The organism is Zunongwangia atlantica 22II14-10F7 (genome assembly GCF_002094855.1).
In the GTDB taxonomy this organism is placed as follows: Bacteria; Bacteroidota; Bacteroidia; order Flavobacteriales; family Flavobacteriaceae; genus Zunongwangia; species Zunongwangia atlantica.
Window position 1 is genome coordinate 1 of the sequence record NZ_ARYN01000027.1, and the last position, 20,328, is coordinate 20,328.

The 20,328-nt window shown below is 32.5% G+C and carries 14 protein-coding genes; 11 read left to right on the top strand and 3 right to left on the bottom strand.

All coding sequences use genetic code 11. The annotated features are described in order from the left end of the window. The 3 genes from IIF7_RS19380 to IIF7_RS19385 form a co-directional block, all read right to left on the bottom strand. Nucleotides 1–759: GspE/PulE family protein (locus IIF7_RS19380; RefSeq protein WP_176219014.1), on the bottom strand; the 759-nt coding region annotated here is incomplete at its 3' end. 4 nt (nt 760–763) lie between these two features. Then, complete coding sequence (locus tag IIF7_RS20750) at nt 764–994, bottom strand: hypothetical protein (RefSeq protein WP_139801380.1); 231 nt, start codon at nt 992–994, stop codon at nt 764–766. Between the two features lie 243 nt (nt 995–1,237). After that, nucleotides 1,238–1,639 carry a prepilin-type N-terminal cleavage/methylation domain-containing protein gene (locus tag IIF7_RS19385; protein ID WP_084843343.1) on the bottom strand — a complete coding sequence of 134 codons (402 nt, stop codon included), beginning with the start codon at nt 1,637–1,639 and terminating at the stop codon, nt 1,238–1,240. A gap of 339 nt (nt 1,640–1,978) precedes the next feature. Between IIF7_RS19385 and IIF7_RS19390 the strand changes: the two genes are divergently transcribed. From IIF7_RS19390 to IIF7_RS19440, 11 genes are all read left to right on the top strand, one after another. Next, nucleotides 1,979–5,026 (top strand): hypothetical protein, encoded by a 3,048-nt coding sequence (locus IIF7_RS19390; protein ID WP_084843344.1) that lies wholly within the window; start codon nt 1,979–1,981, stop codon nt 5,024–5,026. 2 nt (nt 5,027–5,028) lie between these two features. Next, nucleotides 5,029–9,663, top strand: a complete 4,635-nt coding sequence (locus IIF7_RS19395) for a DUF6443 domain-containing protein (RefSeq protein WP_084843345.1) — start codon at nt 5,029–5,031, stop codon at nt 9,661–9,663. Then, on the top strand, nt 9,614–10,168 hold the full coding sequence (locus IIF7_RS19400) for a hypothetical protein (protein ID WP_084843346.1): 555 nt from the start codon (nt 9,614–9,616) through the stop codon (nt 10,166–10,168). Before IIF7_RS19395 ends, IIF7_RS19400 begins: the two co-directional genes overlap by 50 nt. A 1,377-nt stretch (nt 10,169–11,545) precedes the next feature. Next, nucleotides 11,546–12,241: a hypothetical protein gene (locus IIF7_RS19405; protein WP_084843347.1), complete on the top strand. Its 696-nt coding sequence runs from the start codon at nt 11,546–11,548 to the stop codon at nt 12,239–12,241. After that, on the top strand, nt 12,235–13,185 hold the full coding sequence (locus IIF7_RS19410; protein ID WP_084843348.1) for a hypothetical protein: 951 nt from the start codon (nt 12,235–12,237) through the stop codon (nt 13,183–13,185). The genes IIF7_RS19405 and IIF7_RS19410 overlap by 7 nt, the downstream gene beginning before the upstream one ends. Beyond that, on the top strand, nt 13,186–13,653 hold the full coding sequence (locus IIF7_RS19415; protein ID WP_084843349.1) for a hypothetical protein: 468 nt from the start codon (nt 13,186–13,188) through the stop codon (nt 13,651–13,653). A 3-nt stretch (nt 13,654–13,656) separates the two neighbouring features. Beyond that, nucleotides 13,657–14,880 carry a hypothetical protein gene (locus tag IIF7_RS19420; RefSeq protein WP_084843350.1) on the top strand — a complete coding sequence of 408 codons (1,224 nt, stop codon included), beginning with the start codon at nt 13,657–13,659 and terminating at the stop codon, nt 14,878–14,880. Further along, nucleotides 14,868–15,212, top strand: a complete 345-nt coding sequence (locus IIF7_RS19425; protein ID WP_084843351.1) for a hypothetical protein — start codon at nt 14,868–14,870, stop codon at nt 15,210–15,212. Before IIF7_RS19420 ends, IIF7_RS19425 begins: the two co-directional genes overlap by 13 nt. Then, nucleotides 15,202–15,672, top strand: coding sequence for a PulJ/GspJ family protein (locus IIF7_RS19430; RefSeq protein WP_084843352.1), 471 nt, complete (start codon nt 15,202–15,204; stop codon nt 15,670–15,672). Before IIF7_RS19425 ends, IIF7_RS19430 begins: the two co-directional genes overlap by 11 nt. Continuing rightward, a complete protein-coding gene (locus IIF7_RS19435; RefSeq protein ID WP_084843353.1) occupies nt 15,656–16,789 on the top strand; it encodes a type II secretion system F family protein in 1,134 nt (377 codons plus the stop codon). Before IIF7_RS19430 ends, IIF7_RS19435 begins: the two co-directional genes overlap by 17 nt. A gap of 305 nt (nt 16,790–17,094) precedes the next feature. Then, complete coding sequence (locus tag IIF7_RS19440) at nt 17,095–20,316, top strand: hypothetical protein (protein ID WP_084843354.1); 3,222 nt, start codon at nt 17,095–17,097, stop codon at nt 20,314–20,316. Nucleotides 20,317–20,328: the final 12 nt, after the last annotated feature.

Sequence of the window (20,328 nt, forward strand, 5' to 3'; positions counted from 1 at the left end):
TATACTATGACCGTTTTTTGCATTAAGGAGCTTGAGGGTGCCATATAAAGTGGTCGTTTTTCCGGATCCTGTTGGACCGGATATTAAAATAATGCCGTTAGGATTTTTAATCCCCTCTTTATAGACCTGTAATTCTTTTTTGGTGAAGCCTAGGTGTTCGAGGTTAATATCCGAAGTATCCCGCTTTAATATACGCATAACAATTTTTTCCCCATGTAACGTAGGTAGACAGGATACCCGGATATCGAATTCATTGCCTTCTGCATTGATAGCAATTCTTCCATCCTGAGAAAGCCTTTTTTGAGAAATGTCTAAGCCTGCTTTAATCTTTACCTGGTTAACAATCTGAGGATATTGCGATTGATTAACTTTAAATTGTTCAATTAAATGACCGTCAATACGAAATCGAACCCGACTATATTTTTCATACGGTTCTATATGAATATCACTGGAACCATAATTCTTTGCGGTAATCAATAGTTTTTCAAGGAAATTTAAGTTATAATCTAAAGTCTCCGACTGGCTTGATTTCCGGTAATTTTTGGCTAAAAGTTCCGTCAGTGTATCCGGAGTCGTAAGCTCAATGTGTATATTTTTATTATAGATAATCGATAGTTCCTGAACAAGTGCTTCTTGCGAGGAAGTATCGCTTAGAAAACGAATGCTTTCTTGAGTATAACTACTGGGGATAATGCGATAGGCATAAGCTTCCTCTGCGGTTATAAGTTGCTTAAGGTCGGTATGTAACAGGCCTGCCATATGCTTAATAAAATAGATTTGGATAGACTCCAAGTAGGTCGATAAGGTATACACTGATGTAATGAATACTCATAAAACCGGCTAATGGAACGCTTTTCTCTTTTGTGAACACTAAATGCAACGCCAGGCTTAAAATCAGGCTAAAGCAAAAAGTGATAATAAAACTTGGTGTGGGGAGACAAAGTGCCATGGCAATAAAAAAAAGAATATCACCAAGCCCGAAAGTGTCCTGCATTTTGCGTTTTAACTTGATACGACTGTAAATCCAAACACATAAAAGTACACTACTAATAATTATCAGATTAAGACCGATAAAAAGTAAAGTGACTGTGGTGCTCCCGGAACGATTAAAATGATAATAACAGCCCGTGATAGCGAGCATAGGAAATAAAAACCAGTATACCGATCGAGAGGTGAGATCCTGATAGGTGATCGTCCCCAGAATTAAGCTGATACAGATATTGATTATCCACATGCATTAGTCTTTAACAATTTGTTCTGGATTACCATTTTTATCAATTTCCCAAACATCGAAAATTCCGTCTCCATCGAAATCTACAACCGCAGTTGCCCGGACTTTGTAATTGTTTAAGCTGGCTTCGATGATTTCATATTTGTAGTTAGCATTCCCATTATCCTTAACCGTTAGTGGAGCTTCGTAGCTGATATCGTCAAAAGTTCCCGAGTATTTGGAATGTAAAAATTGATATTGTTGCTGAAGATTAGAAATGTACTTGAGTTGAATTTTTGCTTCCTGAGCCTTGGTTTTACTAATTAATGGCATAAAATTAGGTAATGCTATTAATAGTAATATCCCGATAATTACCAGAACTATCAGCATCTCCTGTAGGTTAAAAGCTTTTAATCTTCTCGTTTTCATATTACATTTTCCTTTTACAATAGTAAAAAACGGATATGGTATTTAAAAACTTAAAACCTTACTAATAGTATGGTTTTAAGTTTTTATATCATTTAATATGTTTTTAATATTGTTTGAGAATTTCAGAACTAAATATGGAAAAGTGAATTGGTTAGCTCACCTCAAAAAATTCTTGTTCGAGATTTTAGATCATGGAATTGGAAAAAATTAACCAATTAGAAAGTCATCTCTTCAAAATCGGCATTAGAATTCAACTTTAGAAGTTTTTAAATAAAAAAATAATACTTGAAATAAATATCTAATTTTATGTTCCAACTCATATCCAAAATCAAGTTTGTGATGCTTTTGATACTATTGGTGCCAAAAGCTCAAGCACAGGAGGATGTATTTCTTAGTAGTAATGATCATTTACTAGCTAATGAAATTATCGCACCAACTGTTCATTCCCCTGAAATTTCATCATTTATTCAGTCTTCAATGCTCCCGGCAAATACTTTCGTTGGAAAGGTGAATGTATCTGTTCCTATTTATAATATTGATTTTGGACCTATTAATATTCCAATTGGTTTAAATTATAATATGGGAGGTGTGAAAGTAGCAGAAATGGCAGCAAATTATGGATTGAACTGGAGTCTTTCAGGATCGGGAGCACTTGTTAGATCTGTCAAAGACTTATCGGATTTTGATGCAGCCTACAAAAAAACTCCTACTTCAAACTACCTAACCCCTGGAGGATGGCTAGCAAATATAAACCCCTATTCAGATTATGGTTCGGCAACAATTAATCCTTCCAATGATGCAGTGCCAGATATATTTCAAATTGATGCTCCCGGTCTCAGTACAGAATTTTACTTAACGCCAGGGGGAACCCCCGTTGAGCTTCATGCGGAACGAAATGAAATAAACCTGACTTTCGGTACAAATCCTAAAATTTATTATACTGAGAACGGTACGCAGAAGTCAACACCTTCAATATGGGGTATCACAAGTTTAGAGATCACTAATCTTTCGGGAATAAAATATACATTTAATTTTCCTGAATATACTCAAGCAGTAGTGAATCCAGCATCAACTATTGAAGAGGTGATTAATGGATTTCAAATTAATTCTTTCAGATTAAGTGAAATTGAGAATCTAAAAACTGGAGAGAAAATTATTTATACCTACGACGAATATTTTAGTTCTTACTATGATGAAGTGCCAGAAATAATTAAGTCTTATGGTGGAGGAGCTCAATCAAGGGGCTCAAATGGTAATTACAATACAATTAATAGAGGAACTAAGTTAATCTCAACACATCGATTAACCAAAATTGATTTTAACGGAGGAGAGATTGATTTTATATACAATACCGATAGACTTGATAATCCCGGTGAAAAGCAATTAGATGAAGTTCAGATTAAAAATAATTTTGGAAATATTATTAAAAAGTATGAATTAATTTATGGCTACTTTCAATCATCGATCAACACTAGCAGTGTTACCTCAAAACGCTTAAAACTTCAGGAAGTTAGAGAAGTGGGAAAGAATGGGGTGAGTATGCCCGGATATACATTTATTTATAATGAAAATTATACGATGCCTCCGAGAGATAGTTATGCGTATGATTTTCTAGGATATAATAATGGAAGTTATTCTTCTTCAATATCGAATCCGGTACCTAAATTATATTATAAGGATTATTCAATAAATCCATTTAATTCTAGCTCAGGTATATCTTTAGGGGGTAATTTTTCTTTATTGTCTAATTTAAATTATGCCAAAACCTATTCCTTAAAGGAGATTGTTCAGCCTACAGGCGGATCAAGAAAATTTGAATATGAATTGAATCAATTTAATTATAACGGTCAAATTATAAATGGTGGAGGTTTAAGGCTGAAGTCACAGACACTGGAAAGCGTTGAAAGTCCTAATCAAACTTGGGAGTACACGTATCCAGTGGGTAAAATTGGTAATATGCCACAATATGCTGCCTATAATATTAAAACCAATTCCTTTTCTACGCCTTCAAGCTTAAGTACTTTATCAAATCAATTGGGAATAGATATATTTTCTACACCAAGAACAGAAATTCAGTTTAATCAAGGAAGTTTTGTTTATTATCCCAGTGCTACAGAAACGAATATTGGTGGCAATAATGGTAAGCGAGTAATTAGTTATTATGATAATGATGATGAGGAACCTACAAAGACTTATTCTTCTTCCCATATTTCAGTAAGTGCACTTTGGGATAACCTCACACAAAGTCGAATTCGAATAGATCATGATTTTATGCGGGGGAAGATTGAAACAGATGCTTCCTACAATGCATCAAATAAAATTGTTAGATATCAGAGATTTATTTACGAAGAAGATATTCTGGATAATCTGGCTTTGGAGTATTACAATGTAGTTCAGAATAGTTGTTCATCTACTTCCTATAGTAATAATGGCTTAGAGAAATTCAATTCCTGTGGAGGGTATAAAGAATCTGTTAATTATCCTATTTCAAGATTTGTTTTAAAAACTCATAGGGTAACTGAATATGGTATTGATGGAGAATTTTCTTATGTACAAGATGAAACTGATGGTATTTTCATCGAGAAGAACTTATATTACGATTCTTACTATCCTTTGGTAAAAAGAGAGATTATTTCTAATTTCGATTTGGATTATAATTCTCAAAATTTAAGTGAGTCAGATACTTTTTCATGGTATTCACAAAAATCTTATACCTATCCTTCTTCAGGTCAAAATGGAATGCCTGTAACGGCATCAATGCCTTATGCAAGTCAGCTTGTAGCTCAAAATAGAATCTCTAATCCTTTGAAAATAGAGATCACCGGAAGAAATTTTTCTAAAGAGACTTTTGAATATGCAAATTTCGGTAACGGTATTATAGATATAAAAAAAATTAAAACCGAGCTTAGAAGTAATACGATAGTTCCTACAAATGAAATAATCTCGAGGAACGAAAACGGTTTGCCTACCGAAATATTAAATGCTAATGGAATAACTACAAGTTTAATATACGGATATAATAACAATCAAATAATAGCTATAATTGCAGGAGCTTCTTTAAGTAATATAAATACCTGGTTCAACCAATCATATGGACAAACATTAACCTATTTAAGTCAGTTAGCTGATAATGATGATTCATCCTTTGATGAAGACGATCTGACAGAATGGTTGCAGAAATTAAGATTGGCTGTAAATTCAAACGCGAACTCTACTGTTCAGGTTCAGTTATTTACTTATGATCCTTTAGAAGGAATAACTCGGATGATAGATGCCAATGGGAATTTATCATTCTATAAGCGTGATGCATTTAATAGACTCCAAGAGATCAAAAATGATGACGATCATATTCTTGAATTCTACAATTATAACTATAAAAATCAATAATTATGACTTCTGATATTTCTAACCAAACTTATTATAGGTCGATATTAGTTTTAATGTTCTTATCGATATTTTGCAATTTTTCAATGAATGCAGATCCTATAATAAAATCTTCTGGGAGTTCAAATTCAGCGATTTTCGAAGCTGCTCGTTTTGTATTTCTTGGAAATTCTATAAATGATGTAAATAATAAGTGTATTTCAGGAGTTTCTGAGCAAGGGGTAATATATAATATAGAAACATCATTTGGATTGCGAAGTAATTATGTTTACGAATTATATCGAAACAATACAACAGAATATTATCTGGTAACCGAAATATTGCAACCTAATCAGGGATATCAGGAATTGATTCCTCAGAGTATTTCTTCATACGATTATCGAGATGATATTTGTCAAAATGGATTTTATCAGAATTATAGCCAAGGAGGTCGATATAGAGTTAAATCTTTTGATGATGACGATTACCAAGGTTTGTCGAATCTTTGCTCGGATCAAGGTATGTTCAATGGAGGGAGTACTATTAATATCAATCAAGATGAATTAATGGAGAATTATTTTTATCCCTTTGATATGGATGGGAGTACCGTATGGTATTTAATTATTGAGGATTTAGGCAGTATTGATCCTCAAGAACAAATATTAACTCCAGGACAAATTGGATACCCTACCTCCGTCCAAAGTTTTTGTCAGGATATCCAACCTCCTGTGGCGGTGGAACCAACAGAAGATCAAAGTTTTGAAACTGACTTTGGTTCTTGGGAAGTTATATCCGGTTGGTCACGAAATTCTGGATCAACACCTACAAATAATACGGGTCCTGATTCCGCAATTGAAGGCAACTATTATATATATATCGAATCATCCAGCATATATGGTGATAAATATATAGTTTCACAAGAATTTACTCCCGATTTTTCAACAGTGGTTTTTAGCTTTTATTACAGTATGTTTGGCCAGGGAATGGGAGATTTATATGTGGACGTTAGTACAAATGGAGGTAGTTCCTGGCAAAATATTTGGTCAAAAACAGGAGATCAGGGACCGAATTGGTTTAATGCTAAAATAGATTTGTCAGGTTATATTGGAAGCTCCATAAAGCTTAGGTTTAATGGACATGCACCTCAAAGTCCTCAAAGTGATATAGCGATTGATAATATTCGTTTTTTACCTGAAGTTGTTGGTAATGTATTATATTCTACAGACCAAAATTATATTCAAAAAATCAAATTATTAGAGCCAATTTCGAATTCTGAGAATATTTCAAATGAAACTCAAAAAATTGAGACTGTAGATTATTATGACGAGTTAGGGAGAATAAAACAAAGTGTAGCTGTGCGTGGAGGAGGAAATCAAGAAGATATCGTCACTCCATATGAATATGATGCTTTAGGTAGGTCACCTCAAGATTTTTTACCTTATGCAACAACAGATATAGATAAAGCTAAATTTAGAAGTTCAGCAATGTCAAGTCAAAGTTCTTTTTACAATACAAGTAAATATGAAAATACACTCAACCCATACTCTGAGGTAATTTATGAAAATGCTCCTAGGGGATTAATATTGGAAGAAGGTGCTCCTGGTAATGATTGGAATCTTGATAATCAGAATTCCCATTCTATCAAAAAAGACTACAATCTTGTGCAATATTCAGATCATGTTCGCTATTATTCAATAGACTATAATTCTTCAGTCAATCCTTTTAACCCCACTTTAGTAGATAATGGGCAATTTATGGGACAGGGGAGTGATCGTAGACCCCAATTATTTAAATTAACAACCAAAGATGAGAACTATGTAAGTTCTGATGGAACTGAACATGATTCCGATATCTATGTAGATTATCAAAACAGAACGCTTTTGAAGCGAAATCATGTTGAAGATCAAGGTGTTGAAAATTTAGATACTTATTATGTATATGATGATTTTGGAAATCTGATTTATGTATTAACTCCAGAAGCCAATCCATCAGTAAAACCAAGTCAGACCATACTTGATAAATATTGCTATCAATATAAGTATGATTCTAGAAATCGTTTAATTGAGAAGAAGCTACCTGGAAAAGAACCGGAATATATTGTATATAATGATCTTGGTCAACCAATAATGACTCAAGATGGAGAACTACGAAAACAGGATAAATGGCTATTTACAAAATACGATCAATTAGGTCGTGTAATATATACGGGAATTGTAATTAGTTCTTCCACTCGCTCGACCCACCAAACTAACGCCAATAACGATTCAGATTTATTTGAAACACGCTTATCAAATAGCCAATCTTCATCTACAATTGGAGGAGCAGAAATTTATTACACAAACGTAAGTTATCCTTCCTCCAATATATCTGAGGTTTTGTTGATAAATTATTATGATAAATATTTACCTATTGGAGCAGAGGCTTATGTGTCTGTTCCGGGTACAAATAGTAGGGGAGAAAACATTACTTCAAATCTAAAAGGTTTAATCGCTGTGACCCGTGCTAAAGTGCTAAATACAAACCCTGTTAAATGGGTTAATACTACAATGGGTTATGATAAATATGGAAACATAGTTTGGACGAAGAATATTAATGAATATTTACAAACTAATGACTTAGTAGAAACAAAGCTAGATTTTACTGGTAAACCTATTGAAAACTACACTAAACATATTAGGTCTGGTAGTGGAAGTCCTCAAATAGCTTTGACAGATTATATGGTATATGATCACCAGGGAAGATTAAAAAAGCAAACTCAAAAAATCAATTCTAACGCTTCGGAGTTGATTGTTAATAATACCTATGATGAGCTTGGTCAAATTGAGTCTAATCAAATAGGAGGAGATCCTGATCAGGACGGATTACAAGAAATTGACTACCAATATAACATCAGGGGATGGCTAAAGAGTGTGAATAACATCGATAATTTGGGATCTGATCTATTTGCATTTTCTATAAATTACAATCAGCCTCAAATGGGGCTTTCAGATCCTCTTTATAACGGAAATATCAGCGAGGTTTTATGGCGATCAGCCAATACTCAGGATAGTTATTCGAATAGAAAGCGTGGCTACGCATATTCTTATGATGAGCTAAACAGAATCAAAGAAGCTAAATTTAGAAGAGCTAATAGTGCTGGTTCTTCTTACTCTGAACAAACTGCTCATTACAATGTATCTAGAATTACATACGATAAAAATGGGAATATATTAACATTACAACGAAAAGGAAATACTAGTGGATCAAGTTATAGTACAATAGATAATTTGGTTTATACTTATAATGGGAATCAATTACTTAAGGTAGATGATAATTCAAATATTGAAGCTGGATTCGCAGATGGCTCTAGTTCTGGTAATGATTATGCTTATGATGATAACGGAAATATGCGATATGACTTTAATAAAAAGGGAATTCAAAATATTAACTATAATTTCTTAAATTTACCAGAGAGTATTTATGTTCAGGGAAATGGATATGATGGTATATTAAGTTATACTTACGATGCAAATGGAAATAAGCTTGAGAAATATGATGAAGAATCAAATATAAGAACTCAATATGATGGAACGTTTATTTATAAAAAAACTGGATCAACTGCACCAATTTTAGATATCATAAAACAAGATCAAAGTTATATCAAAAATGAAAACGATCAATTCAGTTATGTTTATAATTATACTGATCATTTAGGGAATGTTAGACTTTCCTTTTCGGATTTAAACAACAATGGGATAATCGAGTCTAGCTCTGAAATACTTGATGAGAGTAACTATTACCCCTTTGGTTTACAGCACAGTGGGTACAATAATGTCGTTTCGTCTAGTACTAATAGCCTGATTAAAAAGTACCGTTACAACGGTAAAGAAATCCAAGATGAATTAGGGTTGAATATATATGATTATGGAGCAAGAATGTATGACCCATCTGTTGGTCGTTTTATCTCCACTGATCCATTGGCGGATAAATACTATGAGCATACCCCTTACAATTATGTTGGTTCAAGTCCAATTATGAGAGTAGATCCAGACGGTAGAGACTGGGAAATAGTGATAAACCACGAACAAAGAACAGTTACTGTTCGAGCAAATTTTAATGCAAACCAAAATTCTGCCACAGTTCAAACAGCTGCGAATAATTGGAATGCTCAAAGTGGAAAGTTTTCTTATGTTGTTGGAAGTGGAGATAATGCAGTATCTTACGAAGTTAATTTTGAAATATCAGTTAATGATGCTAATGCTAGTGAAGCTCAAAACACAGCTTCTGTACTTCCTGATGAAGCTCAGGTATTCGAAACTAGAGAGATACTTGATGCTAACGGAGAAGTTATAGGTACTGAAACCCCTGAAGGAGTATCTGATGGAAAAACTTTTGCTGTGAAAGAATCAAAACAAAATAGTTCAAAAAAGGTTGCACATGAGATGGGACATAATTTGGGTTCTGGCCATAATGGGAGTTTAATGAATAGAACAGGAAGTGGTAAAAAACTTAACAAAAAAACTGCTGGAACGATTTTAAGGCGATCTGGTGTAGGGAATAAAAGGGGGAGAAATGGTAATGGCGATTTAGTTAAGTCTACTGTTGTAGGAGAGGCTCCTGAAAATTTTCAAAATGGGAAAATTAAAAAAAACAAAGATCATGAAGAAACTGATTTTTATTAATTTTATGTTTTTAGTCTTATTTCCAATATTATGTAGTTCTCAACAAACTAACTTGGAGCAAAAAGCTGTAAAATATTTGTGTGAAAATTTGGGAAAAATAGACAATGATTTGCTAAACAAAAGAATTTATTTCAATGGAAATATTATTAGAAAGACTAGTAATATTTATAATGTAGCGAACTGTAATGATGAAATTAATTTAATTAAAAATGAGATACCAATTGAAAAAGAAAAAGAACTAGATAGTATTGCCAATCATAATTTAGAAAGACAGTATGAGTCAAAGAAAATTGTTTTCGATTGTAATTCTTTTTCTAAAAAAAGAAGGCTTTTTACTGAGTATTATTACATGAGAGTTTATAATTTTATAGAATATGATAATAAATACTCTGTTGAGATAAATATTAGTGGTAAAAAGGGTAGATCTGTCGAGATTATAATTGTAAATTTTGATAAATCCTCAAAGGATGTTAGTCACTGCTATAAGCACTTGATTTATGATTAATTTTGTCGAAAATTTATAAATTATGATATTCACTTCCTCTTTGCTTTTCAAAGAGGAAGTTGAATTTATAAGCAAAGATATCTTCTCTAATCCAGATTATTCAGATATCATATTGGACTTTAATAAGAAAACCGGTTTATGATAACACTAAATTATTGTGAACTTCCCCTCTTTGGAAACGCTTGATTGTCTAAAATAAATTTTATTCATTAGCTATAGATATCAATTTTTTTAAGGCTTGATTTGAGTAGGTTATTATAATCTTACATCTAAATTTACTTTTATTCCTTAACATGATTTAGACCTTCGAAAATATGCTTATCATGTACTCCTCTTTAATAAATTAATTTAAAAATTTAATAAATACATTTTGTGTCGGCTTTCCAGGTTGAATATACTTAAAATGAAGCCTTGCAACTGACTCCACTCCGAAGCGATGTTAGCTACAAATTCAGGACAATTATCCATCCTTATTTTGTGAGGTTTACCTCTGCGATTAATTAAAGGGTTTAATACTTAAACTGAACGTTAAAGGGGCAGTTAAAAATTAATTGCTATATGTTTGCTTCACGGTTATAATCATCAATGCTAGACCATGGAAGCGTCTATAATTCTCTATGACTTCCATTACTTATTTAATATTCCAACTTCGATTGGGAGTTAATGAAACTTCCAAGGGGTATTTGCCCCTGGCAGGTAATCGCTTTTTTACCTTTCTTCTCAATCTTAAACCAAGTATTTTATAGATCCGGTATACCTAATAAGGCTTACCTTCATTACTTAATCGTTCATAAGCCATCCAAAAGTACTCTTCCGAGTTTTCTTCAGCTTTTAGTTCTAAAGCTGTTTTGATTGCATTGTCAATTTTAGGTAAAGGACTGTAGTAATAAACAATCTTAATGGTATTCAAAACACGGCATGCCCTACTATTACTTTAAAGAATTGGTCCTTCATGATAACATATTTACGGTAGTTATTTAAAGCTTTTCTACCTGCTGGTAGGTAGGTTTTCAATGTCTCCTTGACCATTTCATAAATTAATTGTAAATTACCATACATCAGCTTGAACCTTTGGTATTCTTTATTAAGATTTATTAAAAACTTGAGTTCTTATCGTACATCCCGCCACTTGTAAAAAGAAGCTGTGCTGAATTTGTACTCCCGGCGGATATAAGCAACCGTTTTACTAATATCAACAAATTAATTTAAAATCCTCGCGGTTTGCTTAGGGGAGTAATTATTTATCTTCATAAGCATTGTCCAAAATTAAGCAAAATGTCGTATACATAACGCATACAAAAAAACCTTACTATTAGTAAGGTTTTTTTGTATGCTAGTTTTAGAATTCTCTACTACTTTGTTTGCCTAAATTAACTTATGAAAACAAAGTTTAGTCTTATACTAGTTATATTGTTTTTTTCTGCATGCAACTTATATAATTATGTTGCTGGAAACGAATATGATACAGCTTCTGGCTATTATGCTGTTGGTACTATAATGGATGGTTCAAGGAATAAAAGCTTTCCTGTTTATGATGAAAGAATTAAACTTTCCTGGATAGAAAACCGACTTAACCAACGTGAAATAAATACTATCAATAGGCAACTTGAAGAAAAGGATAAATTGAAAATCATAGATTCTCTGGATATTTTTCCAAAAGGATTAGTGGTAGAGATAGCTGATTATTCTGCTTTACTTTCAAATCTGAATCAACCAGGGAACGAAAAATTATTATCGTTATTAAAAAATGATGCTAAGCTTCGTATACTTACTTCTCTTAATAGTTATTTTAAGGATGAGCAAGCTAATCTCATTAAACAGGCCTCTGTCTTATATTTAATAAATCCATCGAATGGAGTTTATGCTATTGAAGCCGTTAATGTCGATGGGTCAAAGAACAGAATTTATTTTAGTGATGGCGTGGTCATCCAGAGTGAGACGAAAGGTTTTTGCTGGCAATTAGATTACAGAAATCAACCTGAACTTGTTGATATTTCTGATCGATGTCCTAAAGGAACCAAGGAAGACGTTAACGAGCTGGAAAGCATAGATAAAATGGAAGGAATATGGTAAGAATGTATTATTTAGTTTCGATAGTATTGTTTCTTACATTACTTGTTTCTTGTGAAGAGGTGTTTTTTGAAACTGATCTCTCTGAAAACCATGTAAATATTCTTTCCCCTGCGAATAATGCGGAGATTGAGGGAACTAATGTATCCTTATATTGGGAATCTTTAGAAGGTGCTACAAGTTATCAAATAGAAATAGCAAGGGGAAGTTTTTCCTCAGGTAATTATGTGTTTAGCGAAGAAATGGAAGAGTCTTCAATTGAAATTGAATTGCCATTGGGAGATTATGAATGGAGTGTAAGGGGTCGTAATTCCCAGTATATTTCATTAGCTCAGACTGCGCAATTTACATTAGTTGATGTTACTGAATTTTCTAATCGACAGGTTCGAATAATCAATCCTAATACTGATGTTATCTCAAATGTTACTGCGACTATAGAGCTTTTGTGGAATAGTGTAGAGAAAGCTAATCTCTACCGTATTCAGATAGAACGAGATGATATAATCGAAAACGAATACACTACACAAGATACTATATATTCCATAAATTTAAATGAGGGTTTATCTATTATAAAGATTAGAGCGGAAAATGAATCTCAAAATACTATTTACACCAGAAGAGAATATATTTTGGATCAAACGGATCCCGAAACTCCCGTCCTGAGATTTCCAGAAGACAATCAGAGTATTACGAATACAGAGGAAGTAGAATTTGTATGGGAACCCGACTTTGAAGATTCGAACACTACCGCACCGGAATTTGATAGTATCTACCTGTTTTACGATGAAGGACTTGATCGTCTATATTTAAAAGAGGAGATTGCTCAAAGCAATGAAATTACATATGAGTTAGAAATTGACAGTACATATTCTTGGTTTGTAAGGAGATTTGATAGAGCAGGCAATGCTTCGGATAGCTCTGAAATTCGTCAATTTAGGATAAATTAGATGAAAAATAAAAAGCTCACATATTTGCTATTACCATTAGTACTCATCATATGGGGCTATCTTATTTATAAAGTTGTTATCGGTCTCGCTGGGAATGATACTGATATTGTACCGAGTCAAACGCATTCACTGGGAACTATTCAAGATACTTTTAGGACAGAATCTAATGAGACCTTTATGCTTAAAGATGTAGAGAGGGATCCTTTCTTAAATATAAGTTATAGAAAGAAACTCGAAAATAAAACAGGAAAGATTACCCGAAAGAAAGTGAGTTGGCCAGAGATAAAATATATGGGATTAGTGAGCAATGAAAAAGATAAGAAAATGATAGGTCTGATAGAAATTGAGGGGAATAATTTCTTTTTCGAAAAAGGTGATAGTTATCAGGATGTCACTTTAATTAAAATTGATCCAAGTCGAGTTGTTTTAACCTATCAGGGAGGAAGAAAAGTATATTCAAAATCTTGAAAGATGCAACTCATAAAAGCTCATTTCTATACCAGGCTGAAAGCAAACGCACTATATGTTGTCCTGATTGTGGGAGTCATTGTTGCAATTTTACTAGGTTCTTTCTTATTGCTTGCACATCATCAACGCTTGTTTCAATTACGAAATGAAGCTATTTCTAATGGGATGTCAAATGTAAATTCTAGTTTTTTTAATTATCCGAAATCAACGGAAGGTATAGAGGTCGTTTCTAATTACTGGGGAGCTTTTAGAAAAGTACTAATTGAAGATGAAGAGCATCAATTAAAAAAGGTAGCATTGCTTTGTGCTCAAAAAGACTCTTTATATACAAGTGTTTATTTAGAAGATTATCACTCTCCATTGGTTTTGGCTGGAAGTGCATCTCTGGAGGGAAAGTTGGAGCTTCCAGATGGATATTGGAAAACAGGCGCAGTGAATGGACATTATTTCACTGGAAAAACTCAACTTAAAGGTATAAAGCCTAGTACCAAAATGCCTTCAATTGATTCCAAATGGAGGGATTTTACTGAAGGATTATTGTCTGGTAAAGCTATTGAAGCTAAAGAGTTAATGGCGCAAAGCAGGATGAATAATAGCTTTATAGAGCCACTGCAAATAATTCAAACATATGGGGGAAATTATATCAATGCCGAGTTAACGGGACACTTCATAGTTCGTGATGATGTCGGAATTAAAGTAAGTGCAAATTCGGAATTAAATGATATTGTTATAGTTGCGCCGCAAATTACCATAGAAAGTGGTTTTAAGGGAAATATCCATTGTATTGCAAACCGGATTGAAATTGAAAAAAATGTGGTACTCAACTACCCCTCTTCACTCATTGCTATTGAAGAGGAAATGAAGTCAACAAGCAATGATGATGTATTTACTGATATTAAAATTGGCGATAATGTACTTTTTAATGGTTTTGTGATTTATCTGAATCACAAAAGTAATTTGTATGAAAATAGGAATATTGATATCACTTTGGGAACAAATAGTAAGATTGTTGGTGATATTTATAGCCAGGGCTACTTAGAGTTGAAAGGTGAAGTGACAGGGAGTATTTATACCTCATATTTTATGTATGATAGTGGAAGAGGGGGGAAGTATATTAATTATTTATATAATGCCAGAGTATCCTTTGATCAAACTATTGCACGCTATAATGGAGGATTACCATTGGCGTCCAATACCGAATATATTGTTGCATCATGGCTCTATTAGGAATAAAGAATAAGGTGTTATTAAAACTTCAGGCGTCCAGTTTGATAGAAAACCTTGTGGCTTCCGTTCTTATAATAGTAGTGTTTATGATCGCAAGCTTTAGCCTTAATAATATTTTTGGAAATTATATTCAAAGTGATGAACAAGAACTTCAGCAGAGATTCTCAGAATTATCGTATTTGTTTATCAATGAAAAAATAAGTATTGGTTATAGTGAAGATTATAATACCGATATAATTAGTATTGAGAAAGCAAAGGGGAAGCCATTTGTTTTCTATAGAAGAAATGGTAAAATATTAAAATCCAAAGAAATAAATTATAATGATTACTAGGAAGAAAGTACAGGCTTTTACACTTGTGGAGATGATTATCGTTTTAATCATTGCTTCCTTAATCGTAGCACTTTCGTTTGCAGTTTTAAATATTGTGCAACGTAACCTGGGAAATATTTCGAATGAATTTTTATCGGTGAATTCACGCAATTTATTGCAAAGTAGATTAGAAGCAAATTTTATGAAGTATCATGAATCTTATTATGATGAACATGAACAACAGATCATATTTAAAAATAAAATAGACTCTATTGTTTATGGAATCCATCATCAATTTTTGACTTTCGATAATGATAGCATTGATTATAATTTTAAAAAGATATATTTTTTATATAAGGGAGATACGATAGTTGATGGACCTTTTGATGCCATAGGGATTCTTCAAAAAGAAAGTGCAAAAAAGACTTTTTGCTATCGCATAAATGATGCTAAAGCATATTTGAATGGGACTGAAAATTGAACTAGATAATACGCAGAAGAAAACTCGGAAATCGACGGGTAAAATCTCCAATGTACTACAGCAGGAAATTTCCTTTAGTGGAGGGAAATGGAATACGAAAAAAAAAGAACAGTTTTTTACCGAATTAAGTGTATTGCTAATCTCTGGAATCGATCTTCGTCAATCTTTAGAATTATTGTCTGAAGAGAATAAGTCAAAAAAAGAAAGTAGCTTTTTTAAATCAGTTTATGTGGGTGTGGTAAATGGAATCCCCTTTTTTGAGACCCTAAAATCCACTAGCAAGTTTTCGAACTATGAAATTGAAACCCTTCGAGTAGGGGAAGCTACCGGTAATCTTGGTGTTGTAACACAGGATCTGGGGGAGTTCTGTAAAAAGAAAAATGATCAGCGGCGCCAGGTGGTTTCAGCACTTACCTATCCTGTGATAGTCATTCTTACAGCTTTAGTCGTTGTTTTCTTTATGATGAATTATGTCGTTCCCTTGTTTAAAGATATTTTTGAACAGAATAATGTGGAGTTGCCTGGAATTACAAAGTTTATTTTAGGTTTTTCCGAATTTTTACAGGATAATGTATATGCTATTTTTATAGGATTTATTTTAATTATAGGTGGTTATTTCATACTTCGTAAGTATGATTGGTACAGACGAATAATGGCATATACTATGCTTAAAATACCTCTTATCGGGGATTTCATGAAAGCGATTTATATATTAAGATTTATACAGGTGATGAAATTACTGGCTAATTCTAAAATATCAATAACGGAAAGCCTGGAAATGAGTAGATCCTTAATTTCGTTTTATCCTTTGAAGGAGGCTATTAAACGAATTAATGAAAATGTGGTTAAGGGGGCAAAGTTAAGTGCAAGCTTCCGAGAACATGCTATTTTTGATACCAGAATTATTACGTTGCTTAAAGTTGCGGAAGAGACGAATCAAACCGAGTTTATTTTCGAAAAATTATATGAACAATATTCGAAAGAGTTAGATTATAAATCTAAGCAGTTTGCCAATCTATTAAATCCTTTACTGACAATTCTAATTGGAGCTATAGTTGGAATAGTTTTGATTGCTATGTATTTACCAATGTTTAAATTAAGTTCGGTTATCGGATAATATTTAGAGTAGCTGATCAATTTTTATTTTTAAAGTTTAAAATCTATAAATGTAATTAGCCCGAACTATAGTTCTAATAATTTTTCAATAATGATATTTATACTAATTGACTAAAAACTGCTAAAACATAAATATTAGTGGTATTCAATTGTTTCTGAAATAATACTTGTAATTAACATAATATATAATGTAAATTTAATTTTAAGGTTAAAACCTTATAAATAGTAAGGTTTTAATGTACTTTTTTTAGATGGTGTTAGCTTATTTTTAACAAAAAAAATAATTATTTGTTAAAAATAAGGTTCATGATTGACTTCAAAAAAACTTTAGCCTTTTTAATAGTAATTTTTTACTGTTTTGGACTCAAGGCACAAGAGGAAAATTCTATAGGTGCATTACCTGAAATTGCACCACCCTCTCCTACAGCGTATGAATTTACTAAATATGGTGATATTCCATTAGATGAGTCAACAGGGGTTGCAAATATAAGTATACCTCTAATAGATTATTCGGCAGGTTCATTAAATCTTCCAATAAGCATGTCATATGCAACTACAGGTATTAAGGTTGATCAAATAGCTTCATGGGTAGGAATGGGGTGGAATCTTAATGCAGGAGGTATAATAACCCGTTCGGTTAGAGGTGTAGCAGATGAAATTGCAAATTCAAAAAATTTTCAATCGCTTGCGACAACTCAATCTTGGTATACTTCGTCGAAATTAAATTATTTAAATTTTCTTCGAAGTGTTGTAGATGATGGTGATGCTATAGATTTTGAACCAGATGTCTATAATTTCAAATTCGTTGGATTTTCAGGTTCCTTTATACTTGACGAACAAAGTAATCCTATATTACTAAAACAAGATAGAGGTCTAAAAATAGAACTACTTGCCGGAGGAAACTTTAAATTTATTACTTCAGATGGTACTGAATTTGTTTTCGATGTAAAAGAGACTACCCAACCACAAAATACTTGTACTACTGGAAATTTGGAGCCTACAGTCACTAGTGCTTGGTATCTTTCAAAAATTACGGCATTAAATGGAGACGAAATAACTTTAAATTATAACTCGCATAGCATGTTCTATGCATCAGGTTTTAATCAAACATATTCGGTTCCATATTATTATACAGGTGGGTCACAAGATTGTACTGCTCCTACACCTGTAGAGAACCACTGTGAACTCTATAGTTCTGTATCATCAAAAAAAATAAGTTCAATATCTAATAATAGGAATTCTAAAACGATAGTTTTTACTACTTCTACTAGAGGGGATATTGAAAATACCTCAGTCAAATTATCAGGCATACAATATAAAAATGGATCAGTGATAATCAAAGACTATGATTTTTATTATGACCTTATTACAAGTACAAGTAATACTACCAATACACATTTAAATAATAGTATTTACAAGAAGAGAATTTTTCTGAATAGAATAGAGGATAATACTGGGAGCGAAAGTAAAACGCATCAATTTCTTTACAATAGTCCTAATCTATTACCTCCAAGATTTTCATTTGCTCAGGATCTTTTAGGATTTAATAATGGAGAGTTCTCAAATCAAAGTTTATACCCTGATTTTGTAGGTTCTTTGTATAATGTTTCATATACAGAAGCAGAACGCGCCGGTAATTTTACATATACAAAAAATGGAATTTTGGAGAAAGTTATATATCCTACTGGTGGATATACTGAAATAGAATATGAACCTAATAGTGTTATCACTAGCGAATCTTCATATGTTTATGACGGCTTTAATGTTTCTGTTTCAACTTCCGGAACAGAATATAGTTCTCATAGTATTTCTCCTCAAATAGGTTCTACCTTAGAGCTTAGTGGTGAAGTAAATATTGTTAGTGGGTCTGACATAATACATGATCGTGCACTTTTGAAAGTATATAATACTACAACATCTTCATATATTTTAAATGAAAATGTACAAGTTGGAACTTTTAATTTTAGCGTTAATCTTAATGCAGGAAACACCTACCAAATATCTTTAGATTTATCTCCAGTTATAATTGATGATGTAGAAGCTGAAGTTTACGGAAGTTATATCTCAGATAATACAACACAATCAGTTGCAGCTAATTCTGGAATTAGAGTGAAAAAGCTCATTGATGTAGCAGGTTCATCTTCAAGTCCTATTATTAAAAGATTTTACTATAATGATATGGAGCATTATAATGAGGAGCGCTTACCATTATTTGGATCAGTCAATTTATATCAAATTGACGAGAAAAGATTACAATGCGGTGATTATTACGAAGAATTTAAAATAACATCAGGGAACTGGAATCAGTTTTATTACTTTAATAATAGTATTGGTTTCTATGATCAAGTAACTATCAGTTTTGGTGGAGATAGCTTTCAAAACGGCGGGATTGAAAAAACATTTTTAGCTTCTTATGATGGTTCAAAAACTACTTTTGGAACAGAGTTAATTCCAAATGGTCCTTTGTCAAATGTATCTCCTTATAAAGGGGAACTTCTGAAAGAAATTGTCTTTAAATCAAATAGCGGAACTTTTGAAAAGCTTAAGGAAACAATTTATAATTACGATACTACAAGAGTTGATCAAATAGATGCATATTACGGTAGAAATAAGAGTCCTGCTTTTGTTTGCCCTATAGGAGGTAATCTTAGTACTATGACTGCTGGTACTCAGGATTATGAGATGAATCACTATTATGTTTTGAGTGAAAAGCGAAACCTAATTGGAAAAATTGAAAAGTCTTATTTCGGTACAGGGGATGTTACAAGTACTGTAGAATATGAATATAATGGAATTAATCATGACTATCCCACTAAAATTCTAACCTACCAAAGTGATAATGCAAAAGTTACATCTCAACAAATTTGGTATCCTAGGGATATCACAAGTACTTCTTCTTTGGGTTTCAATAGCTTATCTTCTCAAGACAAGTCTGTGATTGATAATATGGTTCTTAACAATGTAGTTGAACAGCCAATACAGAAACAAAAACAAGTTAAATCAGGGAATACAGTTTTATCCAATGAAGTTGAACGCTATCTATTTCTCAATAATTCAGGGCAATTTCTTCCAAAGAATATACAAGTATTAAAAGGAACCTATAATAGTTCTTCTAATCCGCTAAGGAACCTGTTAACTTACCATGAGTATGATAATTATGGAAATCTTATGGAGGTGGCTAGGGAAGGCGGTAGCCATATTTTATATCTATGGGGATATAATCGTCAATTTCCGATAGCTAAGATTGAAAATACTACGAAAACTATTCTTCAAAATGCATTAGGTACGCTAACTAATATTGATGAAACTGATCTTGTAGTAATAAATAACCTTCGAAATAATACAGCCTTTAAAGAATCGATGATCACTACCTATGAATATGATCCATCCGTTGGAATAGTAGGATTAAGAGATCCTTCAGGTTTAGAGACAAACTTTTTTTATGATACTAATGGCCGTTTAAAAGTAATAAAAGACAATGACGGAAATATCATTGAAGAATACGAATATCATTATAAAGGGGAATAATACTGAAATTAT